We start from the raw sequence: 22,860 nt of genomic DNA on the forward strand, positions 1-22,860 counted from the left end.
ATGTCTGAGATCAAGGATATTCTCTCAAAATACAAAACTATTGCAATGATAGGTGTGAGCAAAGATCCTGGCAAGCCATCAACTATAGTTATGAAATATATGCAAAAATATGGATATAAAGTTATTCCAGTTAACCCAAGAGCCAAAGGTGAAAAAATCTTAGGTGAGGAAGTGTTTGAAAAAATAACTGATATAAAAGAGCTGGTTGATATAGTTGACGTTTTTAGACCTTCCAAAGAAGTATTTCCCATTGCAGAAGATGCAGTAAAGATTGGAGCAAAAGTTTTGTGGTTACAGCTAGGTATAAAAGATGAGAATGCAAAAGAGTTAGTTGAGAAAAATGATATTGAATATATAGAAAATAAATGTACTAAAATGGAATACCAGAAACATTTTTTAAAAATTAGACAGGCATTCCCAGTTTTAAACAATTAAATGAATATAGTAAATTTTACACCCGTTACAGCAACTCTTGGAGGCATACTCATTGGCTTGGCTGTTGTGATATTTTTTTTATTTAATGGCCGACTAGTAGGTATAAGTGGAATAGCTGCCAATGCTCTAACTAATAAAGATAATAGATTTGATAACATATTATTTTTATTAGGTTTAGTAATTGGACCAATTCTTTATAGTTTGTTTGCTAATAACGAAATTAAAATCACAATTTCAAACTCTTTCATTTTGTTGATAATTGCAGGTCTTTTAGTTGGAATTGGGACTAGAATAAGTGGTGGCTGTACAAGTGGTCATGGCATTAGTGGCTGTGGAAGATTTTCACTTAGATCAATTGTTGCAACTGTAACTTTTATGATTGTTGGAATCTTAACAGTACTAGTAAAAAGTTTTATATGAATAAATTAGTTTCATTAATTTCAGGAATTGTTTTTGGTATTGGGCTAGTTATTTCAGAAATGATTAATCCTGAAAAAGTTTTAGGTTTTTTGGATTTGTTTGGAAACTGGGATCCTTCTTTGGCTTTTGTTATGATTGGTGCTTTAATAGTATCCTCACCACTATTTCATATAATCAAAAAAAAGAAAAACCAATATTTGCTGAAAATTTTAACTATTCAAATAACAAAAGTATTAATAATAAACTTATTTTAGGATCAGCAATATTTGGAACCGGTTGGGGATTAATTGGATTATGTCCCGGACCAGCAATATCATCAATTGCACTCTTAGATATTCGCTCAATAACATTTGTTACAGCAATGTTTGTAGGTTTTTATTTAGTAAAGTTAATTAACTTCGATAATTAAAATTCATGAGTAAAAAAATATTTTTAGTTTATGGGCACTATAATGATAAATCTTTTAATGCCGCAATAAGAGATACTTTTATAAATACAGCTGAAGAAAAAGGGAACAAAGTTGATGCTGTTGATTTGTATAAAGAAAAATTTGATCCAGTTTTTGCAGGTGAAGAACCTGGTGAAGATGTTTTAAACCATCGTCAAAGAATTGAAAAGTGCGATACAATTGTTTTAATTGCACCAATTTGGAATTTTAGGATGCCAGCAATAGTTGAAGGCTGGATAGATAAAGTATTAGCACCACCTTGGGCGTTTAGATTTAAACAGTTGTGGGGCAACTATGGCTATCCGATTGGAAATTTGAGACAAAAAAAAGCAATTATTTTTTGCACTTATGGATCTCCAAGATTAGCAATTACGACCTTTTTTTTAAACCTTCCTATAAGAAGACTAAAAAGAGGAGTATTTCATATGTGTGGCATATATAACATTGATTATAGAAGATATTTTGCAGTACCATTTGTTAGTGATGCAAAAAGACAAGAATTTTTAGATGATGTTAAAAAGACTGCCATTAATATTTAAAGTTTTAGTTCTACTTTTAATCACAATTTCAATATCCAAAGCAGAAATATTAAAGCCAAGTAGCGATATTAATCCTAAAGAAGTGGTTAAAATTCAGCTAACAGGCCTTCAGAAAAATGACCTTAATTTTAAAGACAGTGGTATTGAGCAAACATGGAATTTTGCCCACCCAAATAACAAAAAGGTTACTGGTCCCCTAGGTAATTTTAAAAGGATGTTGAAGGGCAACTCCTATGAGATGATGATTAATCATTTGAGTCACACAATTACCCAGCTTGGAAGTAGCGAAAAATGGGCCCAATTTGAGGTAGTTATTTTAGATAAAAATAAAATCTATCATAAGTTCAATTGGCAGGTTGAAAAGTATACTGAAGAGGGTGAACTTAAAGACTGTTGGTTGACGAGCATGGTCTCAAATCCGATCCCACTAGGTAGTTCAATTTAATTATCCACAGATACAATTTTGTTTCGTTATTTCAAAAAATTTAGTAGGAATCGCGGATGAAAACAAAAACTAAAGTTGTCGTAGTTGGCGGTGGAGTAGTAGGCGTTAGTGCTCTTTACCACTTAGCAAAAAAAGGTTGGTCAGATGTTGTTCTTGTTGAACGAAAAGAATTAACATCAGGATCTACATGGCACGCAGCAGGATTATTGCCTTTGTTTAATATGAGTTATTCAGTTGGACAACTTCATAAATACGCGGTTGATCTTTATAAAAAATTAGAAGAAGAAACTGGAAAAAATGTTGGCTTTAGTGTTGTATCAAATATTCGTTTAGCAAGTACCAAAGATAGAATGGATGAGTATCATCAGTATGCTGGTGTAGCTCAAACTATTGGCGTCGATGTAAAATTTTTAACACCAGATCAAGTAAAAGAAATTTGGCCTTTGTGTCATACAGATGATTTAGTTGGTGCGATCCAACACCCAGAAGATGGATATATTCAACCTGCTGATTTAACACAAGCAATGGCAACGGGTGCAAGAAATCTAGGTGCAGAGATTTATAGAAACACAAGTGTACTTTCAATGAAACAAACTAAAGATGGTTGGGTTGTTGAAACTGACAAAGGTTCTATAGAGTGTGAACATATTATTTCTTGTTCAGGAAACTTTGCAAGACAAACTGGTAAAATGGTAGGCTTAGATATTCCTGTTATTCCAGTTGAACATCAATACATTGTAACCGAACCACATCCTGAAATTCAAAAAAGAAAAAAAGACGGCTTACCAGAAATGGGAGTTTTAAGGGATAGTGATAACAGATGGTACATGAGAGAAGAAGCAGGTGGATTAATTTTAGGTCCATACGAAGATGGTGCACCAGCTTGTTATGTTAATGGTCCCTCAAAAGATTCAGAGTATGAATTGTTTCAAGAAGATTTAGATAGATTAGCACCACACATTGAAGGAGCAATCCACCGTGTTCCTGCGTTTGGAGAAGTAGGTGTTAAAAAAGTTTATAACGGTGCAATTTGTTATACACCAGATGGCAATCCAATTGTTGGACCTGCGTGGGGATTAAAAAACTTTTGGATTAACGAAGGACATAGTTTTGGAATTACTGCAGCAGGTGGAGCAGGATGGCAATTAGCTGAATGGATTATTGATGGTGAACCAACTATTGATATGCTTGGTGTTGAGCCTAGACGTTATGGAGATTACGCAACTAAGTCTTATTTAAAAGCTAAAAATGAAGAAGCTTATAGTCATGTGTTTATTACACATTATCCTGATGAAGAAAGACCAGCTGCAAGACCTTTAAGAACATCTCCTTGTTATGAAAGAATGAAAGATTTAGGTGCAGTTTTTGGACAAAAATTTGGTTGGGAAAGACCTAATTTTTTTGCAACAGATGGTATGGAGCAAAAAGATGACTGGTCTTTTAGAAGATCTAAGTGGTTTGAAGCTATTAAGAAAGAGTGTCAAAATGTAAAAGATAATGTCGGCCTTTTAGATATGACAGCGTTTGCAAAATGCAGAATTAAGGGTCCTAAGGCTGAAGAATTTTTAGATCATCTAGTTGCAAATAAACTTCCAAAAAAAATTGGAAGAATTGGATTATGCCATGCTCTTAATACTAAGGGCGGGGTTCACTCAGAATTTACAATTATGAGAGAGTTCTGAAAATAGTTTCTATTTAGTCTCTGCTGGAGCAAACTTAAGATTAGATCATGACTGGATTAAAAAATGGATGCCAGATGATGGTGTTACTTTTGAAGATTTAACTAACAGTACAGGTGTATTGGTTCTTGCGGGTCCTAAATCAAGAGAGTTATTGCAAAAAGTATCTACTGATGATTTTTCAAATGAAAACTTTAAATGGTTAACTGCACAAAATGTCGATGTAGGATATGCTCCTGTTAATGCCATGAGAGTAAACTTTGTTGGTGAGCTAGGTTGGGAACTTCATCATCCAATTGAATATCAAAATCATATTTTTGATAAGTTAATGGAAGCTGGTAAGGATTTAGGTATTAAACCTTTTGGCATAAGAGCAATGAACAGCTTAAGATTAGAAAAATCATACAAACTAGTTGGTACTGAGCTATCAATTGAATATTCACCTTACGAGTTAGGGTTAGATAGATTTGTTCACCCTAACAAAGGTAGTTTCATAGGACTAGAGGCTCTTAACAAATGGAGAGAAAAAGGTTTTGATAACAAACTTATTACTCTTGAAATTCACAATACTAAAGACGCAGATGTTTTGGGAAATAACCCAATTTACAAAGATAACAAAGTTGTTGGAAGAGCAACGGGCGGTGAATTTGGTTTTAGATTAGATAAATCAATTGCTCTTGCCATGGTGAAACCAGAGCATGCTAATGTAGGCGACAAATTACAAGTTGATATTTTGGGTGAAATGTATGAGGCTACTGTTTTAGATGAGAGCCCGTACGATTCTGAAAATAATTTATTGAGAGCTTAATGAAAATTTTAGTCGCTGTTAAAAGAGTTATTGATTACAACGTTCAAATACGTGTTAAAGAAGATGGTACAGGTGTTGTAACTGAGAACGTTAAGATGTCAACAAATCCACCAGATGATAATGCAATCGAAGAAGCAGTAAAGATTAAAGAAAGTGGAAAAGCAACAGAAGTAATTGCTGTAACTGTTGGTGAAGAAAAAGCTCAGGAAACTGTCAGAAAAGCACTAGCTGTTGGAGCTGATAGAGGAATTCATGTCAAAGCAGAGGGCATAATAGAACCCATTGCTGTCTCAAAAATTTTACAAAAAATTGTTGAGAAAGAAAAACCAGATTTAGTCTTTATGGGTAAACAAGCAATTGATGATGATTGCAATCAAACAGGACAAATGTTGAGTGCATTATTAAATTGGCCTCAAGCAACTTTTGCCTCAAAAATTGAAGTTAAAGATGGAAAATTAGAAGTTATTAGAGAAATAGATGAAGGTTTAGAAACTATCGAAATCAATACTCCAGCCATCGTAACCTGCGACTTAAGATTAAATGAACCAAGATACGCTTCATTGCCAAATATAATGAAAGCAAAGAAAAAACCAATTGAGCAAATGAATGCATCAGATTTAGGAGTTGATACCGCACCTAAAATACAACAGATAAAAGTTGAAGAACCCCCTAAGCGTAAAGCTGGAATTAAGGTTTCAAGTGTTGCTGAATTAGTTCAAAAATTAAAAAATGAGGCAAAGGTAATATAATGTCAGTACTATTAATAGTAGAGCACAACAATAAAGAGCTTAAATCTTTTACTTTAAATGCTGTTACAGCAGCATCTCAAATTGATACCGATGTTCACGCATTAGTTATTGGAAATAATTGTAGTGATGCTGCAAAAGCTGCCTCAGAACTACCCTTGGTTAAAAAAGTAATCACAGTTGAAGCTGCTCATTATGAAAATTTTTTAGCAGAAAATTTTGCTCCAGTTGTTACAAAACTTGCAGATAATTATTCTCATATAGTTTGTTCAGCAAATACATTTGGTAAAAATTTAATGCCAAGAATAGCTGCTAAATTAGATACATCACAAGTTAGTGATATTATTAAAGTAGAGTCTCAAGACACTTTTGTTAGACCTATTTATGCAGGAAATGCTTTTGCGACTGTTAAAAGTTCTGATGCAAAAAAATGTATTACTATTAGACCAACTTCTTTTGATCCATGTGAAAACTCAGGGGGATCAGCACCAATTGAAACTGCTGAAGCGGGAGAAGAGTTTTTGTTAACAAAATTTGTTAAAAGAGAAGAAGTTAAATCAGATAGACCCGAACTTGGCACAGCAAGAATAGTAGTGTCAGGTGGAAGAGGAATGCAAAGTGGAGACAACTTTAAATTAATCACTTCTATTGCAGACAAATTAAATGCAGCAATAGGAGCTTCAAGAGCAGCGGTTGATGCAGGATATATTAGTAATGACCACCAAGTTGGTCAAACAGGCAAAGTAGTTGTTCCAGATTTATATATTGCCGTTGGGATTTCAGGAGCTATTCAACATTTAGCAGGCATGAAAGAGAGCAAAGTAATTGTTGCAATTAATAAAGATGGAGAAGCTCCAATTTTTAGCGTTGCAGATTATGGTTTAGAAGCAGACCTATTTGAAGCTTTGCCACAGTTCCTAGAAGAGCTGAACAAATTAAACACTATACAAAAATAATTCTTAAAGATAAAAATATCATATGGCTAGAGAGTCGATGGAATATGATGTTGTAATTATTGGAGGAGGTCCCTCTGGATTATCTACAGCAATTAAACTCAAACAACTTGATCCAAATTTAAACGTTTGCTTATTAGAAAAAGCATCAGAGATTGGTGCGCATATCTTAAGTGGCAATGTTTTTGAAACACGAGCATTAGATGAACTCTTACCAAATTGGAAAGAACTTAATTCACCGATTAAAACTAAAGTTTCAAAAGAAAAATTTTTATTTTTAGGTAAAACAAAATCATTAAGCTGGCCTACCTGGTTGCTTCCTAAGGTTCAACAAAATCATAACAATTATATCATTAGTTTAGCAAATTTATGCAGATGGCTTGCAGAACAAGCAGAGACCTTAGGCGTTGAAATATTTCCAGGATTTCCAGCGAGTGAAATTTTATATAACGAAGATGGATCGGTAAAAGGTGTTGTAACTCAAGATATGGGTATTGATAAAGATGGAAATCAAAAAGATAGTTTTGAACCTGGGATAGAATTATTAGGAAAAGTAACTGTATTTGCAGAAGGTTGTAGAGGTCATTTAGGAAAACAGCTAATTGAAAAATTTAATCTCTCAAAAAATAAAGATCCCCAACAGTATGGAATTGGTTTTAAAGAAATTTGGGAGATAGAAGAAAAAAATCATGAAGAAGGAATGGTAATGCATACTGCTGGATGGCCATTAGATAACAATACTTATGGAGGCAGCTTCATGTATCATGCTGAAAATAAGCAAGTATTTTTAGGATATGTTATTGGCTTAGATTACAAAAACCCACATCTTTCTCCATACGATGAGTTTCAACGATTTAAAATGCATCCTGCAATTAAAAAAATAGTTGAAGGTGGAAAAAGGATTTCCTATGGAGCGCGTGCATTAATTGAAGGAGGTCTTCAAAGTTTACCTCAAATGTTCATGCCTGGAGCATTACTGGTTGGTTGTGATGCGGGAACGTTAAATATGCCAAAAATTAAAGGTTCCCATACAGCAATGAAAAGTGGAATGATTGCTGCAGAGACAATAATTGAAAATATTAAAGAAAATAAAAATTTATCAATTTATGAGGAAAAATTTAAAAAAAGTTGGGTTTATGAAGAACTTAATGCAGCTCGTAATGTAAAACCAAGTTTTAGTTGGGGTTTAATTCTTGGAATAATCTTTACAGGAATTGATCAAATTTTATTTAAAGGAAAGCTGCCTTTTACTCTAAAACACAAACATGCTGATCATGAAACATTAAAACCGGCAAATGAGATGCCTAAAATAGATTATCCAAAATATGATAATATCATTACTTTTGATAAAACAAGTTCAGTTTATCTAACTGGTACAAATCATGCTGAAAATCAACCAGTTCATTTAAAACTTAAAGATCCTAATTTGCCAATAAGTTACACTTTAGAAAAATTTGATGAACCTGCGCAAAGATATTGTCCAGCAGGTGTTTATGAAGTTCAAAAAGAAAATGATGTTAATAAATTTGTAATTAATTCTCAAAACTGTATTCACTGTAAAACTTGTGACATTAAAGAGCCATCTCAAAATATTACTTGGGTGACACCGGAAGGTAGTGGTGGACCTAAATATGGAAATATGTAGTTTAAGATAAATCTATTGCAAACTTTTTTAAAGTTTCAATAGGTACATGTTTTAAAGTATTTTTATGAGTTCTTTTCAAAAATACTGGGCAACCTTTACCAGCTTCAACTGCTTTTGCATACCAACTTGCACAAACACACCAACCGTCACCGTCTTTTAAACCTGGAAACCCAAACTCAGGGTGAGGAGTGATTAAATCATTACCTGCAATTTTTAACCATTCTAAAAATTCAGTTGTAACTTTTGCACAAACAGTGTGTATACCATGATCATTTTCATCTGTGTTGCAACAACCATCCCGATACCAGCCTGTTAAAGGATTATTAGAGCACTCTTCTAGATCCTCACCTAGAACATTTTTTTGTTTTTCACTCATTTAAATTTTTGTTGGATTTGGCTGACCTTTGTAAACTTCCTCTGGATCAAAAGATTTTTCTTTTTCTTCAAATTTCATTTTAATTTCACGACCATTATCTATTGGACCCATAGGAATGGATCTATAAAAACAAGACCTATATCCCACATGACAGCTTGAACCACCTCCAATATCAACTGTCATCCAAACAGAGTCTTGGTCATCATCTATTCTTATCTCAGTTACTTTTTGTGTAAATCCACTTGTTTTACCTTTGTGCCAAATAGCTTTTCTAGATCTGCTAAAATAATGAGCTTCTTTAGTTTCGATGGTTTTTTTTAAAGCCTCAACATTCATATATCCGTGCATTAAAACGTCCCTTGTTTTAGAGCACATAGTAATTACAGGAATTAGACCATCATTATCAAATTTAGGAGATAGAAGATTTCCCTCTTCAATTTCTAGGACATTTTCTCTTTTTTTGAACATATGCATTGATTATTTAGCATATATCTCGATATATTAAATATTTTAAAATTAAGTAATTACTGTATAAAAAGGCGCTATGAAATTAGTAAAAGATACTGACACCAAAAATTTAGAAACTAATAAAGTTTCAGATAAAGATGCAGAAGAAGCATTTAAAACCATATTAGCTTGGATGGGTGAAGATCCAAGTCGTGAAGGTTTATTGGAAACACCCAAAAGAGTAGTTAAAGCTTATAAAGAATATTTTGCTGGTTACAAAGAAGATCCAAACAAAATTTTAGACAAAACATTTGGAGATGTTGATGGATATGACGACATGGTTGTTCAAAAAAACATCTCTGTTCAAAGTCATTGCGAACATCATATGGCACCAATCATTGGTAAGGCTCATGTTGCTTACATTCCAAAAGAAAGAGTTGTTGGCTTAAGCAAGCTTGCAAGAGTAGTTGAAGTTTTTTCAAAAAGACTTCAAACTCAAGAGAGATTGACAATGCAAATCGCAAAAACATTAATGCAATCTTTGGAAGCTAAGGGAGTTGCTGTAACAATAGACTCAACTCACCAATGTATGACTATGAGAGGTATTAAAAAGGAACAAGCATCAACTGTAACAAATTATTATTTGGGTCAATTTAAAGATGATCTAAGTTATCAAAATAGATATCTAAGATTTATCAGCATAACAAAAGATTAAAGTGTCAGATCAATTTAAAGCATTAATCATCAATCAAGAGGATGAAAGCTTTACAAGAGAAGTTAAAACAATTGATAAAAGTTTTTTAAAACATGGCGATGTAACTGTTAAAGTTGATTATTCATGTTTAAATTATAAAGATGCATTAATTTTAAATAACGGTGCAAAGTTAGTTAAAGAATTTCCTCATATACCAGGTATTGATTTTTCAGGAACAGTTGTTGAAAGTACAAATGATAAATTTAAAAAAGATGAAGAGGTAATCTTAACAGGTTGGAGAGTTGGAGAGATTTATTATGGTGGATTTTCACAATATGCAAAAGTAAGTGGAGATTTTTTGGTTAAAAAACCAAAAAACCTATCTTCAAAACAATCAATGATTATGGGTACAGCAGGCTTGACTGCATTACTTTGTTGTTTTGCAATTAAAGCAAGAGAGGAATTATTATTAGGTGAAAAAGTAAAAGATGTATTGGTTACTGGTGCCTCAGGAGGTGTTGGAAGTATTGCTGTAATGATTTTATCAAAGTTTGGTTATGATGTAACAGCGGTAACAGGAAAAAAATCAAACGAGGATTATTTAAAATCAATAGGTGCAAAAACAGTTGTAAATAAAGACGATTTTGACAAAGATCCAAGACCACTAGACAAAGGTTTGTGGGATGGAGTAGTGGATACAGTGGGTGGAAAAATTTTAGCTAATGCATTAGCTCAAACAAAAGACAACGGAATTGTTGCTGCATGTGGAAATGCATCTGATTACAAATTAAATACAACAGTAATGCCATTTATAATTCGTGGAGTTAAATTATGGGGCATAAATTCGGTCACAGCATCAATCAAAAGAAGAGAATTTGTTTGGAATGAAGTTTCAAATGTAATTGATTTTGATAAACTTGAAGAGTCTATTAAAACAATTGGCCTGAATGAATTAACAGATATTTACTCTAAAATGCTAAAAGGAGAAACATCAGGTAGATATTTGATTGATGTAAATAAATAATGGATTGGGACAAATTAAAAATTTTTCATGCTGTAGCTGAAGCAGGAAGTTTTACTAATGCAACAATTAATTTAAATCTAAGTCAATCAGCAATAAGCAGACAAATTCAATCACTTGAACAAGATTTAAAAGTTCAATTGTTTGAAAGACATGCAAGGGGATTAACTCTTACAGAAAATGGTGAATATGTATTTAAGACAGCCCATGAAGTAATCAGCAAATTAAAAGAAGTTGAAACATCTTTAGGTGATCAGAAAAATAAGCCAACTGGAAAACTAACAATTACAACAGTAAGAAGTTTTGGAACACACTGGTTAACACCTAGAATTCAAGAGTTTATGAGGTTAAACCCTGAAATAGAAATTGAACTAGTTTTTGACGATAAAGAATTAGATTTAAGTACTCGTCAGGCAGATATTGGTATTTTTATGAGAAGACCAAAACAATTGAATTACATTCAAAAAAAATTAGTAGATATTAAATATTATATTTATGGATCTAATAAATATTTAGAAAAATTTGGTATGCCAAAAACTATTGCTGATTTAAATAAACATAATTTTATTTCTTTTGGAAAAGGTGCTCCTTCACCAGTTTATAATCCTGATTGGGCATTAAAACTTGGTATGCACGATGGAAAAAAAAGAAAAACAGTTATGAAGGTAAATAGTGTTATGGGTTTACTTTTAGCAGTAGAGTCTGGAGTTGGGTTAGCTGCTTTGCCTGAGTACTTGGTATCTAATTCATCTAACGTTATTAAAGTTTTACCTAAATCAGAAGGACCTATTACAGAGGCACATTTCGTATATCCTCAATCACTCAAAAATACTGCTAGAGTTCAAGCATTTAGAAACTTTTTGTTTAGTAAAATTGGTGATTGGAAATAATTACCACCTTTTATTCTTCCTATAAATTTAAGTTATAAAGAGCTTTACAACTGCGACAATATATGCGATTGATAATCATTCGCATTGCGAATAATTCTCAGTCGCAAATCAATAAGGGTAAAGAAAAGGATAAAATGAAAAAAATAACAATACTAGGAATAATTTTAACATTCTTTACCAATTTAAGTTTTGCTACTGAAGTAAATGTATTTAGCGCAAGACATTACGATTCAGATATTCAACTTTATGAAAAATTTACTGCTAAGACAGGTATTAAAGTAAACGTTGTATCAGGAAAAGATAAAGCTCTTCAAAAAAGAATAAGTGAGGAGGGAGCTGACTCTAAAGCTGATATTTATATTACAGCAGATGCAGGAAGATTAGGTGCATTTGATGCAAAAGGAATGTTTCAAAATTCAATGACTTCAGCAATTAAAGCTGCTGTTCCAAAAAACTTTAGATCTACTAACTGGACTGGTATAGCTAAGAGAGCAAGAATTATGTATTATTCTCCAGAAAGAGTTAATGCCAATGAATTAAATGGAATGAGTTACGAAGGCCTTGCCGATCCTAAATGGAAAGGTAGAATTGTTATAAGAAAGTCGAATAATATTTACAATCAATCACTTGTTGCATCATTGGTAAAAAATAATGGAAAAAAAGCTACTTGTGAATGGTCAAAAGGCATTGTTGCTAATATGGCTAGAGACTCTAAAGGAAATGATAGAGCTCAAATATTAGCAGTTGCTGCTGGAGAAGCTGACTTAGCTGTAGCTAATACTTATTATTTAGCTTTAATGCTATCTGGAAAAAAGGGAGCCGAACAACAAGCGGTAGCTAAAAAAGTATTACCATTTTTTCCAAATCAAAGTGATAGAGGAACTCACATGAATATTAGTGGTGGTGGAGTATTAAAAAATGCACCAAATCCAGAAAATGCAAAAAAACTTCTTGAGTTTTTATTAACTAAAGAAGCGCAAGAACACATTGTTAATAATACATTTGAATATCCAATGATTGATGGTGTTGAACCACATGATTTAGTAAAACAAATGGGTCTTGGTTTTAAACAAGATTTAAATACTAAAGTTGTTAATTATGGAAAAAATCAAGCAAAAGCATTGGAGTGCATGCTAGCTGCTAAGTGGAAGTAATTAATAATGGAAAAAAATTTATTTAATTTTAATAAAAATAATTCTTCTAATGCAAGTGGTTCACAAGTAGGTCAGATAACATGTGAACCATGTGCAAATGAGTGTAAAAAAATTGAAATTAAAATAAATAATAGAAAATTGTCTGATATAAAAAGTGAAGAGATTGATCATCTCATAAACGTTTTTAGCAAAAAAGATTAATTTTCAATAAAGTGAACATAATTTAATAGTTCTTACCCTTCTATTAATTATGTTCACTAAATAAAAAAAGGGTAAGTATGTATTTAAGAAAGATAAATATTTGGTATTTAACTTCGTTCTTTATTTCAATTGCTGTAGCAATACCGATTGTTACTGTATTTTCTAGCTTTTTTGATAGCACAAGCAATTATTCTGAGATTATCAAAAATACATTTCTTTACGATTATATATTCAATTCTTTATCTCTTTTATTAGGGGTATTATTCCTAACTTTTATAATTGGGGTATCATGTGCTTACCTAGTTTCATTTTATAAATTTACAGGCTCAAATTTTTTTAAATGGGCATTGATTTTGTCTTTTGCAGTACCAGCTTATATTTATGCCTATTCTTTAACAGCCTTTTTTGAAAATTATGGAACAGCGTTTACAATTTTAAAAAGTTTGTTTGGAGAGGGTAATTATAATTCTCAAATACCAAAGTTTGATGGTATGGCAGGAGCAATAGTTGCAATTTCATTTTCTTTATTTGGATATGTTTATGTATTAACAAGAGCATCTTTTCATTATCAGTCCCAAAATTTGATAGAACTTGGAAAAAATCTTGGTTTTAGCAAGAAAAAATCTTTTTTTAAAATAATCTTACCATCTGCAAGACCTGCAATAGTTGCTGGATTGTCCCTTGTTGCAATGGAAACATTATCTGATTTCGGATCAGTATCATTCTTTGGAATATCTACTCTTACAACTGGAATTTATAATGCATGGATTTCATTTGATGACCTAGCGTTAGCAAATCAGTTATCTTTTTATCTATTAATTTTTATACTTGGATTATTTGTATTAGAAAATTTATCTAGAAAAAAAGCACAATATCATTCTCCTACAAAAGGAGGATTTAAGAAAAAATCATTAACAACTTTGCATGGTTACAAAGCTTTATTGGCTTTTTCTTTTTGTTTTTTAATTTTTTTTATAAGCTTTTTGTTTCCTGTCCTTCAAATGCTTTATTGGACAATTATTTTCCCAAAACATTTAATTGATTTAGATCTAATTAGTTTGTTTTCAAATACAATAATCTTAGTTTTATTATCTAGTTTTGTTTTAATTAGTTTTGCATTTATTTCAAATTATGGAAATAGATTATCTAAAAGTAAGTTCTTAGAAATTTTAACTACTTTCTCGATCTCTGGTTATGCGATACCAGGAATAATCTTGGCTGTTGCATTTATCACTTTTATTTCATGGTTCGATAATAATGTTATTAGTTTTTTTGATTTCAAAAATATCAAATCTATTTTTATTGGATCAATTTTAGGCTTGGTCATAGTTTATTTCGTAAGATTTTATTCACTAGCAAGCAACGGGATTAAGTCTGGTTATTTAAAGATAAGTTATTCGATTGACGAAAGTGCTTATTTATTAGGATACTCAAAGTTTAAAACTTTTAAAAATATCCATATACCTTACTTAAAAAATTCTATTCTATTGATTGGTATTTTGATTTCTATAGAGATTATAAAGGAGTTACCAATTACACTAATAATGAGACCATTTAATTTTGAAACTTTTGCCACTCAAGCATACATTTACGCCTCTCAAGATTTACTTGAAGCTGCTGCAGCGCCATCGTTATTTCTTATTCTTATTGCAAGTTTCTTTATTTTAATTACATCTAGATATATTCTTAAGGATTAATTGGTATATGTCACAAAACTTTTTTGAAATTGAAAATGTTACTTTTGCAGCAAGTGACAAAAATAAGGTTAATAATGTTTCATTAAATATAGAGAATGAAGGAGATATTGTTTGCCTGCTAGGTCCATCAGGAATTGGTAAGACAACTATATTAAGAACTATAGCTGGTTTAGAGAAAATTCAATCAGGAAAAATTTCCTTAAAAAATAAAACTATTTCATCTAAAGATGTTCATGTTGAACCAGAAAATAGAAATATTTCACTAGCGTTTCAAGATAATTCACTTTTTCCACATTATAATGTTCTGCAAAACATTCAATTTGGAGCGGAGAGAAATAAAAAAAGAAAAAAAGTTTAACTATTAACGAAGTTATAAAATTTCTTCATTTAGAGCATGTTAAAGATAAATTTCCTCATCAAATTAGTTCTGGAGAAGCCCAAAGAGCGGCATTAGCAAGAGCGTTACTTTCTAAACCAGATTTACTTTTATTAGATGAACCATTATCAAATGTAGATCAAAGTTTTAAAGAAGAAATTCAAGTTAAACTCAAACAGGTTTTGACTGATTTAAAAATTACTACAATTATAGTTACACATGATTCTTATGAAGCGTTTTATCTTGGAAGTAAATGTGGAATAATTTTAGATAGCCAATTAAAACAATATGATGACCCTTATAACGTTTATCATTTCCCAAACTCTGTAGAAGTTGTAAATTTTTTAAATAGAGGGATTTTAATTCCTGCAAAAGTTACTGGAGAAAATAGTCTAGAAAATAAAGATCTTGGAACAATAAATGGAAATTTCACTAAACATTATCCAAAAGGTTCTGATGTTCAATTATTATTACAGCCAGAAGATCTTGAGCATGATGATCGGAGTAATTTGAAGCTAGAGGTTGTAGACAGAAAATTCAGAGGCACCAACTTTATCTATACTTTAAAAACTGGTAGTGATTTGTTGATACCAGTTTTTGTACACTCCCACCATATGCACCAACATGAAGTTGATGAAAAATTTGGTATTAAGAGACCAATTAATATTGATCACATAGTTTGTTTTTAATAAAAGAGGCAGATGCTTTCAAAAAAACAATTATTTGCGAAGGGGATGATAGATATTTCTCCACACATGCTGTCAGTAATTCCATTTGGAATTATTTGTGGGGCAATTGGTGTAGAACTAGGTTTTGATCCTTATTTAGTCTATGCAATGTCGTTCATTATTTTTGGGGGTGCTTCACAAATTGTATTTCTACAAGTACTTTCAGGTGGGGCATCTAGTTTAGTTGCTGTTACATCTGTTGGAATCATCAATTCAAGACACTTATTGTATGGTGCGGTATTGTCTGAATATTTAGAAAAATTATCGTTTATAAAAAAATTAGTAATTTCATATTTTGTTGTAGATCAAGGATTTGCAAAATCTAATAAATTTTTTAAAAAGAATAAAAATGAGCAGTACTTACATTATCATCTGATTGGAACAGGTTGTACGATGTGGGTTTGTTGGCAAATTTCAACATTATCAGGAATTATTTTAGGATCATTTGTTCCTGCGGAACTTGGATTAAAATTTACAATACCACTTACTTTTATAGCTATTGTTGTTCAAGATTTAAAAAAAATTGATCATTTAATTGTCATGATTACTTGTGGTTTAAGTTCATTGTTATTTTTTGATGCTCCTTTTAAATCTTATATAATTATTTCGCCAGTTATTGCTTTATTTGTGGCTTCATTATTACTGAGGTTTAAAAAATGACTTGGTTTACAATTATTATCGCAGGAATATTAACTTATTTTACCAGAATGACTATGATTGCATTAATTGATAGAGACATGCTTGGAGATAAAATTAAAGCTGTATTAGAATATGTTCCTTCAGCAGTATTTCCCGCAATTATATTTCCAGCAATCTTTTTAAATGATTATGGATTATTTGTAGAAATTAACGACCCTAAAATCTTTGCAGCTATAGTTGCAGTAATTGTTGGTTATTTCTCAAAAAATATTATAGCAACTATTTTGTCTGGATTGGTTTCTTATTGGTTTTTAATCTTTATTGTTTTTAGTTAGCACCTAATTGAATATTTTTGCTAACATTACTATCCATCATGTCTGGTTTAGATAGGTTAAGATTAGACATAATTTCAATATATTCATCAACATTCTTAACTTGTAATCTTGGATTAAATCTTTTTTCATTACCAATAGTACTTACTTTTTCACCATTATAATCATGACCGGGGTAAAGAAGAGTTTCCTCTGGCAATTTTAAAAGTTTATCAAATATAGAATGGTAAGAGTCTTTTGAACTTCCATTTTGAAAATCTGTTCTGCCAGTTCCATTAATTAAAAGCGCGTCACCTGAAAAAAGATAATTATCTAACAAAAAACTATAACTTTCTGTTGTATGTCCTGGCGTATAAATGGATCTAATGTCTAAACCATCAATATTTATTAGTTCATTGTCTTTTACTTTGATTTCAACTGCATCAGCGGGGGTATGCTCTCCCATAAGTGTGACACAATTTGTGGCTTGTTTTAATTTAGAGGCACCTGTTACATGATCTGCATGAATGTGTGTATCAATGACTTTTACAAGTTTTAGATCAAGATCTCTTAACAGCTGAATATACTCATTAACATTTTCTAAAACTGGATCAATTATTACAGCTTCGCGACCTTTTGCCGAAGCAATTAGATAAGTATAAGTAGAAGTTTTTTTGTCAAATACTTGTTTAAAAATCATTTAACATTATTAGTATCAAATTATTATGAATACCTCCACATTTGATTGGACTTGTAAACACACTTGGAAAACAAGTGCAAAAAATACTATGTGGTGTGTGATTGGTTGTTCCATTGGAGATTTTGGTACAATCTTATTTTTTCAATTATCAAACATTTCATTTCCAATTTTGGGTATAATGATCTTAGCAATTATTAATGGCTTAATTACTAGTATTATTTTGGAAACTTTTATTTTGGTGAAACAAAATATTGAATTTAAAAATGCACTTAAAACTGCAATGGGTATGAGTTTTATTTCGATGATAAGTATGGAAATAACAATGAATATTACAGACTATCTGCTAACAGGTGGGGCAATGCTTACTTGGTGGGTAGTGCCAATCATGTTAATAGTAGGTTTTTTAACACCTTGGCCTTATAATTATTGGCGTTTAAAAAAATTTGGAATTGCTTGTCATTAACAATTCAAAATAACTATTAAAAAACAAAGTGCTCAATAAAAATTTAATTATTCTAACTATTTGCCAAGTTTTTTCTTTTACGGCACCACCAATTACAGTTTTTATAAGTGGAATTGTAGGATTGAAAATTTCACCAATTGCATCACTAGCAACATTACCGACATCATTATCAATTGTTGGTACAGCAGTATTTTCTTTTTTTGCAGCAAAGATAATGAGTAAAATTGGAAGAAAAAAAGGATTTATATTATCTTCAACATATTCAAGTTTAGCATCACTGCTTGGAGCTTATTCAATTTATACTGAAAATTTTATCTTATTTTGCATTTCATGTTTTGTAATTGGAACAGGTATTGCTTTTACACATCAATATAGATTTGCAGCAGCAGAAACAGTTGAAAAAAATGATAGCTCTAGAGCTATTTCAATTTTGCTACTTGCAACAATTCTTTCAGCATTAATAGGACCTAATGTTGCAAATTTTACTAAAAATATAATTTCAGATCATCTTTATACGGGATCATATATTTCATTAGCAGTCTTAACTATTATACCAGTTTTTCTATTAGTCTTTTATAGAACAGATAAAAATCCAAAAACCAAAGAAAACATTAGTAGTAATCAAAGATCGTATATTGAATTATTACTAAACCCAATTATCCTTCAAGCAATTGTGACAGCTGCTTTTGCATATTCAATTATGTCATTCATTATGACTGCTACACCAATCAGCATGTATAAGATGCATGGATTTACATTAGGCTCAACAAGTATTGTAATCCAGTCGCATATAATAGGAATGTTTTTGCCATCATTAATTACAGGTAGATTGATAAAGAAATTTGGACATTCGACAATTATTTATTCAGGAGCATTAATTTATCTAATTTGTATTTTCTTAAGTTTTTATGACCAAACATTTATAAATTATTTAATTGCTTTAGTTTTATTAGGCGTTGGATGGAATTTTTTATTTATTGGAGGAACTAGTTTGTTAGTGCTCTGTTATAAAGAAAGTGAGAAATTTAAAGTTCAAGGTTTTAACGATGTATTAGTTTTTTCCATACAATCTATCGCAAGCTTAACTGCAGGCTACTCTATTTTAAAATTTAGTTGGAATGAGATTAATTTAGCTTGTATTCCTTTAGTTTTATTGATTATTTTGATTTCAATAAGAGCAGATTTCTATAAAAAAAAACAAAATGGTATCGTTAAAAAATTGGGATAATAAAACTTGGTTGTCCTCAAAAGATTATATTAAATCTTTCAGTAAATTCTTAATTAAAAACAGCAATCTTAATTCTAAATCTGAAATTTTAGATATTGGGTGTGGAAGGGGCAAAATTTCTGGAAACTTATATAATGAATTAAAGTTAATATCTAAACCTACAGGTATAGATATTGTAGACCACAAAGACAAAGATAAAAGAATTAGATTTAAAAAATCAAATGGTTTAAATTTTTTAAACAAAAATAAAAAGTTTTTTGATTTAATCTTAATAAAACAAACAATTCACTTGTTGAAAATAAGAGAAATTAAAAAACTAATTAAACTTTGTAAAAAATATCTAAAACCAAATGGTGTTATTATGGTGTTAACTTTAGATCCATATAAAAATGAAATCCCTACATTCAAATTAATGAACAGTAAACTTAAAAAATCTTTGAATAGGGATAAAAAGATAATTACACTGCTAAAGAAAAACAACAAAATTAGTAAGACAAAAAAATTTATTTATAAAGTTAAAATTTTAAAGTCAAAATACCTTCAAATGATTAACGATAGGTATATTTCAATATTATTAGAATTTGATCTAAATCAAATCAAAAAGGGAGTGAATGAAATTAATTCAAACTTTACAAAAAAAATTATATTTAACGATAAGTTGCAATGTATAATTATATCTAGAAATGTCTAAAAGATCTAACAGTGTAGATTTGTTTACCAATAAAGTCATGGATTATATGACTGATGACTTTATCTTGGTTGAAAAAAATGAACTGGTTAAAACAACTATTGAGAAACTCAGAAAAGAAAAAAAATCAACTGTCATAATTCAAGAAAATGAAAAAATGATCGGAATAATAACTGAAAAAGATATTCTTAAAAGGGTCGCTTTTAGTGCTGATGATAAAACAAAAGTTGATCAGGTTATGACACATCCAGTTAAATTCGTTTATGAGGATGATTTGTTATTTCATGCGGTAGGCAAAATGAGAAAATTAAATTTAAATCATCTTCCTGTTTTAGATATGAGTTTAAAAATACAGGGAATGATTGATATGAATACAGCTTTGCAAGCTGAATTAGGAGATGTGGTAAATCAAATTGACAACATGACTTATGATGAGCAAGACGTTTCAGGTTTAATTAAAATTAAACAACAACAAGTGATTTTAGCTAATAACATGTTAGTTAGAAATGCTTATCCAGGTGATATTTCATATTTATTAAGTTTTTTAAACAATGTCATCTACCGTAGAGCAATTCGATTGGCAGAAAAAAGAGTTGGGGAAAAAAATATAATAAAAAAAATTCCAGAATATTCAGTCATTGTTATGGGCTCAGGGGGAAGAATGGAAAGTTTTCTGCATCCTGACCAGGATAATGGAATAATCTATGAAACTAACAATGAAGACCCAAAAAAAGTAGATTTATATTTTAATGAACTTGCTAAGGATTTTACAAAAACCTTAGATGACTGTGGTATTCCTTTTTGTAAAGGAGACTTAATGGCAAGTAATCCATTGTGGAGAAAAAGCGTACCAGAATGGAAAAATCAAATTACTCAATTTTTAGATAATCACACCCCTCAAGATATGAGAAATATTGATATGCTTTACGATTTTAGATCTATTTATGGTAAAAAAGAACTAGCTGAAAATTTAAAGATTTATTTAAACGAAAAACTGCATGAAAAAAAATTATTAAAGTTTTTGTATTTTAGTGAAGAACAAAGTGATGCTGCTATTGGTTTTTTTGGTCAATTTATTTTAGAAAAAAATGATAAGGAAAATTTAAGATTATTAAACCTAAAACACACAGGAACACTTCCGTTGGTAGAAAGTATTAGATTATATTCAATCAAACATAAGGTTACAAAAATTTCAACATTTGAGCGATTAAATGAACTCAATAAATTGAAGGTTTTAACTGTTGATGAAGTAGATTTTTTCAAAAATGCTCATCGTTTTATGTCAAATATTTTACTTAAAAATCAAGTTGAAAGAACAAAACAAGGTTTAACAATTAAAAATTTTATTGATCCAAAAACTTTACTTGAAAGAGAAAAAAAAGTTTTAAAAATTTATCTTAAACAAATTAGAAAATTAAAACAAAGGGTAAGAGTAGATATTGGTGAAGAGTATTTTTAACAAGATTAAATATTATTTTGAAAAACAAAAGTTGTTTAATCGAGTAACACTTGAGCAATCTAATTTTGCAATTTTAGATACCGAAACAACAGGATTGAGAGTGTCTAAGGGAGATAAAGTTGTATCTGTTGCTTCTATTAAAATTAGTGAATTTAAGATCAGAGAAGATATAATTTTGGATGAATTAGTGAATCCTCAAATAAAAATTCCAGAACAATCAACTAGGATACACAACATTAAGGATGAAGATGTCAAAGACAAACCAACATTAATTGAAATAGAAGATAAAATCCTAAAGTTTATTAAAAAGAGTGTTTTAGTTGGTCATAATATTGATTTTGATATTAAATTTTTAAAAAACAATGCTAAAAATACTAATCTTGCTAATCGAATGAAGGTCATTCAGCCAATTGATACAATTCATCTTACTGCAGGACTTTTCCCAGATTTAAAGAATTATGAACTAACAAGTTTATGTGAACACTTTAATATAAAAGCTGATGATCAAGTTAGACATTCTGCCCTAGGTGATTGCTGGTTAACAGCTAGATTGTTTTTGTTTCTTTTAAACAAAGCAAAAAATTTAGGAATAACAAATATTACAGGATTGATAAAATTGTGTGACCGAGGGTTGAACTTGCATCACATTATAAAGAATGCAAAAAATATTCATTAGCTAAAGAATTCTTTTTAATAAATTGTCACCAAAAAATAATTTATGGGTAATCACAGCCATTAAATGAATAATGATAAGAGCTATCATCAAATAGTTTGAAAAAACATGAATATCATAAAATAATTCTCCAAGTTCAAAATTATCTTGAATTTTAATTTTTTTAAAAATAATTGATATTGTTTCTCCATTGAATAATTTTTTAAAAATTCCAGATATTGTGATTGATAGAATTGTCACATACAGCAGTATGTGATTTAGCTTCGCTAAAAATTTTTGACCTTTAAAAATACTTGGCTCTAATTTTGGTGTTGGATTAAAAATTTTATAAAGTAATCTTAAAATAACTAAGTAAAATAGAGACAAACCAACTGTTACATGAATATTTTCTATATTTAATCTCTCTGGTCCAAAATCTAAATCTACTAAATAAAAACCAAGCGGAATTTGTCCAATAAGTAATATTGCACTCAGCCAATGTAATAATTTTGAAATTAAACCATACTCTGTTAGTGTGTTTTTCAAATGCATAGCCTAATTAAACATATTGCTAAGAATATTGGTATTAGTTTATTTTTAATAACTTCAATATTTATTAGTCCAAGCGTTAATGCTGAACAATCATCAGAAGAAATAATTAAAAATAGAAAAGCTTTATTTAAAAAAAATTATAATACAGCTAAAAAAGTTCAATCTCTTTCATCAAATGAAGATTTTGATGAAGCAAAAAAATTAATGCTAGAAATGAGTGAGAATTATAAATCCTTAAAAAAGATGTTTCCGGATAATACTAAAGAAGGATTTAAGACAGAAGTTTTGCCCTTAATTTGGGAGGAAAAGGATAAGTTTAATTCTTTAATGGAAAAATCTTCTAGCAATATGATTGAATTAGCATCTGTTATTGAAAATGCAGAGAATATTAAGGGCACATTAGGTAAGCTAATGTGGGGTAGTTGCAAAGCTTGCCATTCAAAATACAGAAAAGAGCATTAAATTT

27 protein-coding genes and 3 pseudogenes are annotated in these 22,860 nt (G+C 30.3%); 26 read left to right on the forward strand and 4 right to left on the reverse strand.

The features are described from left to right. The 9 genes and pseudogenes from ACIJYF_RS02065 to ACIJYF_RS02105 all read left to right on the forward strand — a co-directional run bounded on the left by ACIJYF_RS02065 (position 1) and on the right by ACIJYF_RS02105 (position 8,118). On the forward strand, positions 1-435 hold the full coding sequence (locus ACIJYF_RS02065) for a CoA-binding protein (RefSeq protein ID WP_435117338.1): 435 nt from the start codon (positions 1-3) through the stop codon (positions 433-435). Next, positions 436-855: a YeeE/YedE family protein gene (locus tag ACIJYF_RS02070; protein WP_435088777.1), complete on the forward strand. Its 420-nt coding sequence runs from the start codon at positions 436-438 to the stop codon at positions 853-855. After that, positions 852-1,189: pseudogene (locus ACIJYF_RS02075) on the forward strand (DUF6691 family protein); the annotation flags it as partial. The gene ACIJYF_RS02070 and the pseudogene ACIJYF_RS02075, both read left to right, overlap by 4 nt. 80 nt (positions 1,190-1,269) lie before the next feature. Then, complete coding sequence (locus ACIJYF_RS02080) at positions 1,270-1,842, forward strand: NAD(P)H-dependent oxidoreductase (RefSeq protein WP_435117340.1); 573 nt, start codon at positions 1,270-1,272, stop codon at positions 1,840-1,842. Continuing rightward, on the forward strand, positions 1,811-2,287 hold the full coding sequence (locus ACIJYF_RS02085; RefSeq protein WP_435117342.1) for a hypothetical protein: 477 nt from the start codon (positions 1,811-1,813) through the stop codon (positions 2,285-2,287). Before ACIJYF_RS02080 ends, ACIJYF_RS02085 begins: the two co-directional genes overlap by 32 nt. A 56-nt stretch (positions 2,288-2,343) precedes the next feature. Then, a pseudogene (locus tag ACIJYF_RS02090) lies at positions 2,344-4,774 on the forward strand (GcvT family protein). Then, positions 4,774-5,523 (forward strand): electron transfer flavoprotein subunit beta/FixA family protein, encoded by a 750-nt coding sequence (locus ACIJYF_RS02095; protein WP_435117343.1) that lies wholly within the window; start codon positions 4,774-4,776, stop codon positions 5,521-5,523. Before ACIJYF_RS02090 ends, ACIJYF_RS02095 begins: the two are co-directional and overlap by 1 nt. Then, complete coding sequence (locus ACIJYF_RS02100) at positions 5,523-6,476, forward strand: electron transfer flavoprotein subunit alpha/FixB family protein (protein WP_435117345.1); 954 nt, start codon at positions 5,523-5,525, stop codon at positions 6,474-6,476. The genes ACIJYF_RS02095 and ACIJYF_RS02100 overlap by 1 nt, the downstream gene beginning before the upstream one ends. Positions 6,477-6,498: 22 nt before the next feature. Beyond that, positions 6,499-8,118 (forward strand): electron transfer flavoprotein-ubiquinone oxidoreductase, encoded by a 1,620-nt coding sequence (locus ACIJYF_RS02105; protein WP_435117347.1) that lies wholly within the window; start codon positions 6,499-6,501, stop codon positions 8,116-8,118. Between the two features lies 1 nt (position 8,119). Here the strand turns inward: ACIJYF_RS02105 and ACIJYF_RS02110 are convergent, their stop codons facing one another. Continuing rightward, complete coding sequence (locus tag ACIJYF_RS02110) at positions 8,120-8,494, reverse strand: DUF2237 family protein (protein ID WP_271521835.1); 375 nt, start codon at positions 8,492-8,494, stop codon at positions 8,120-8,122. Then, a complete protein-coding gene (hisI, locus tag ACIJYF_RS02115; RefSeq protein WP_435117349.1) occupies positions 8,495-8,962 on the reverse strand; it encodes a phosphoribosyl-AMP cyclohydrolase in 468 nt (155 codons plus the stop codon). Between the two features lie 76 nt (positions 8,963-9,038). Between hisI and folE the strand changes: the two genes are divergently transcribed. From folE to ACIJYF_RS02170, 11 genes and pseudogenes are all read left to right on the forward strand, one after another. Then, complete coding sequence (gene folE, locus ACIJYF_RS02120) at positions 9,039-9,656, forward strand: GTP cyclohydrolase I FolE (protein ID WP_435117351.1); 618 nt, start codon at positions 9,039-9,041, stop codon at positions 9,654-9,656. Between the two features lies 1 nt (position 9,657). After that, positions 9,658-10,659 (forward strand): oxidoreductase, encoded by a 1,002-nt coding sequence (locus ACIJYF_RS02125; protein WP_435117353.1) that lies wholly within the window; start codon positions 9,658-9,660, stop codon positions 10,657-10,659. Next, the gene (locus ACIJYF_RS02130) at positions 10,659-11,546 is read left to right on the forward strand and encodes a LysR family transcriptional regulator (protein WP_435117355.1); all 888 of its coding nucleotides are present in this window, start codon (positions 10,659-10,661) and stop codon (positions 11,544-11,546) included. Before ACIJYF_RS02125 ends, ACIJYF_RS02130 begins: the two co-directional genes overlap by 1 nt. Before the next feature lie 134 nt (positions 11,547-11,680). Continuing rightward, the gene (locus tag ACIJYF_RS02135; protein WP_435117357.1) at positions 11,681-12,700 is read left to right on the forward strand and encodes an extracellular solute-binding protein; all 1,020 of its coding nucleotides are present in this window, start codon (positions 11,681-11,683) and stop codon (positions 12,698-12,700) included. A gap of 6 nt (positions 12,701-12,706) precedes the next feature. Then, entirely contained in the window at positions 12,707-12,901 is a 195-nt protein-coding gene (locus tag ACIJYF_RS02140) for a hypothetical protein (protein WP_435117359.1), read from the forward strand. Positions 12,902-12,978: 77 nt separating this feature from the next. Further along, positions 12,979-14,598 carry an ABC transporter permease gene (locus ACIJYF_RS02145; protein ID WP_435117362.1) on the forward strand — a complete coding sequence of 540 codons (1,620 nt, stop codon included), beginning with the start codon at positions 12,979-12,981 and terminating at the stop codon, positions 14,596-14,598. 7 nt (positions 14,599-14,605) lie between these two features. Beyond that, positions 14,606-14,956 carry an ATP-binding cassette domain-containing protein gene (locus tag ACIJYF_RS02150; RefSeq protein ID WP_435117364.1) on the forward strand — a complete coding sequence of 117 codons (351 nt, stop codon included), beginning with the start codon at positions 14,606-14,608 and terminating at the stop codon, positions 14,954-14,956. Positions 14,957-14,970: 14 nt separating this feature from the next. Then, positions 14,971-15,042: pseudogene (locus ACIJYF_RS02155) on the forward strand (hypothetical protein); the annotation flags it as partial. A gap of 114 nt (positions 15,043-15,156) precedes the next feature. Next, complete coding sequence (locus ACIJYF_RS02160) at positions 15,157-15,663, forward strand: hypothetical protein (protein ID WP_435117366.1); 507 nt, start codon at positions 15,157-15,159, stop codon at positions 15,661-15,663. 12 nt (positions 15,664-15,675) lie between these two features. Then, on the forward strand, positions 15,676-16,362 hold the full coding sequence (locus tag ACIJYF_RS02165) for an AzlC family ABC transporter permease (protein ID WP_435117368.1): 687 nt from the start codon (positions 15,676-15,678) through the stop codon (positions 16,360-16,362). Next, a complete protein-coding gene (locus tag ACIJYF_RS02170) occupies positions 16,359-16,676 on the forward strand; it encodes an AzlD domain-containing protein (protein ID WP_435117370.1) in 318 nt (105 codons plus the stop codon). Before ACIJYF_RS02165 ends, ACIJYF_RS02170 begins: the two co-directional genes overlap by 4 nt. Here the strand turns inward: ACIJYF_RS02170 and ACIJYF_RS02175 are convergent. After that, positions 16,669-17,352: an MBL fold metallo-hydrolase gene (locus ACIJYF_RS02175; RefSeq protein WP_435117372.1), complete on the reverse strand. Its 684-nt coding sequence runs from the start codon at positions 17,350-17,352 to the stop codon at positions 16,669-16,671. The two genes, ACIJYF_RS02170 and ACIJYF_RS02175, sit on opposite strands and share 8 nt — an antisense overlap. Before the next feature lie 25 nt (positions 17,353-17,377). Here ACIJYF_RS02175 and ACIJYF_RS02180 point away from each other — a divergent pair, with 25 nt between their 5' ends. The 5 genes from ACIJYF_RS02180 to ACIJYF_RS02200 are packed head-to-tail and all read left to right on the forward strand — an operon-like array spanning position 17,378 to position 21,866. Then, positions 17,378-17,815, forward strand: coding sequence for a DUF4396 domain-containing protein (locus ACIJYF_RS02180; RefSeq protein ID WP_435117374.1), 438 nt, complete (start codon positions 17,378-17,380; stop codon positions 17,813-17,815). Between the two features lie 28 nt (positions 17,816-17,843). Then, a complete protein-coding gene (locus ACIJYF_RS02185; protein WP_435117376.1) occupies positions 17,844-19,043 on the forward strand; it encodes an MFS transporter in 1,200 nt (399 codons plus the stop codon). Further along, complete coding sequence (locus ACIJYF_RS02190) at positions 19,018-19,734, forward strand: class I SAM-dependent methyltransferase (protein ID WP_435117379.1); 717 nt, start codon at positions 19,018-19,020, stop codon at positions 19,732-19,734. The genes ACIJYF_RS02185 and ACIJYF_RS02190 overlap by 26 nt, the downstream gene beginning before the upstream one ends. Beyond that, on the forward strand, positions 19,727-21,190 hold the full coding sequence (locus tag ACIJYF_RS02195; RefSeq protein WP_435117382.1) for a DUF294 nucleotidyltransferase-like domain-containing protein: 1,464 nt from the start codon (positions 19,727-19,729) through the stop codon (positions 21,188-21,190). Before ACIJYF_RS02190 ends, ACIJYF_RS02195 begins: the two co-directional genes overlap by 8 nt. Then, entirely contained in the window at positions 21,174-21,866 is a 693-nt protein-coding gene (locus ACIJYF_RS02200) for a 3'-5' exonuclease (RefSeq protein WP_435117384.1), read from the forward strand. Before ACIJYF_RS02195 ends, ACIJYF_RS02200 begins: the two co-directional genes overlap by 17 nt. Here ACIJYF_RS02200 and ACIJYF_RS02205 read toward each other — a convergent pair whose 3' ends face one another. Next, positions 21,867-22,394 (reverse strand): cytochrome b, encoded by a 528-nt coding sequence (locus tag ACIJYF_RS02205; protein WP_435088803.1) that lies wholly within the window; start codon positions 22,392-22,394, stop codon positions 21,867-21,869. On the opposite strand from ACIJYF_RS02205, the gene ACIJYF_RS02210 reads away from it, so the two are divergent. Beyond that, positions 22,389-22,856: a c-type cytochrome gene (locus ACIJYF_RS02210; protein ID WP_435117386.1), complete on the forward strand. Its 468-nt coding sequence runs from the start codon at positions 22,389-22,391 to the stop codon at positions 22,854-22,856. The genes ACIJYF_RS02205 and ACIJYF_RS02210 overlap by 6 nt on opposite strands. Positions 22,857-22,860 lie beyond the last annotated feature (4 nt).

This window comes from Candidatus Pelagibacter bacterium nBUS_49 (assembly GCF_051200925.1).
GTDB lineage: Bacteria > Pseudomonadota > Alphaproteobacteria > Pelagibacterales > Pelagibacteraceae > Pelagibacter.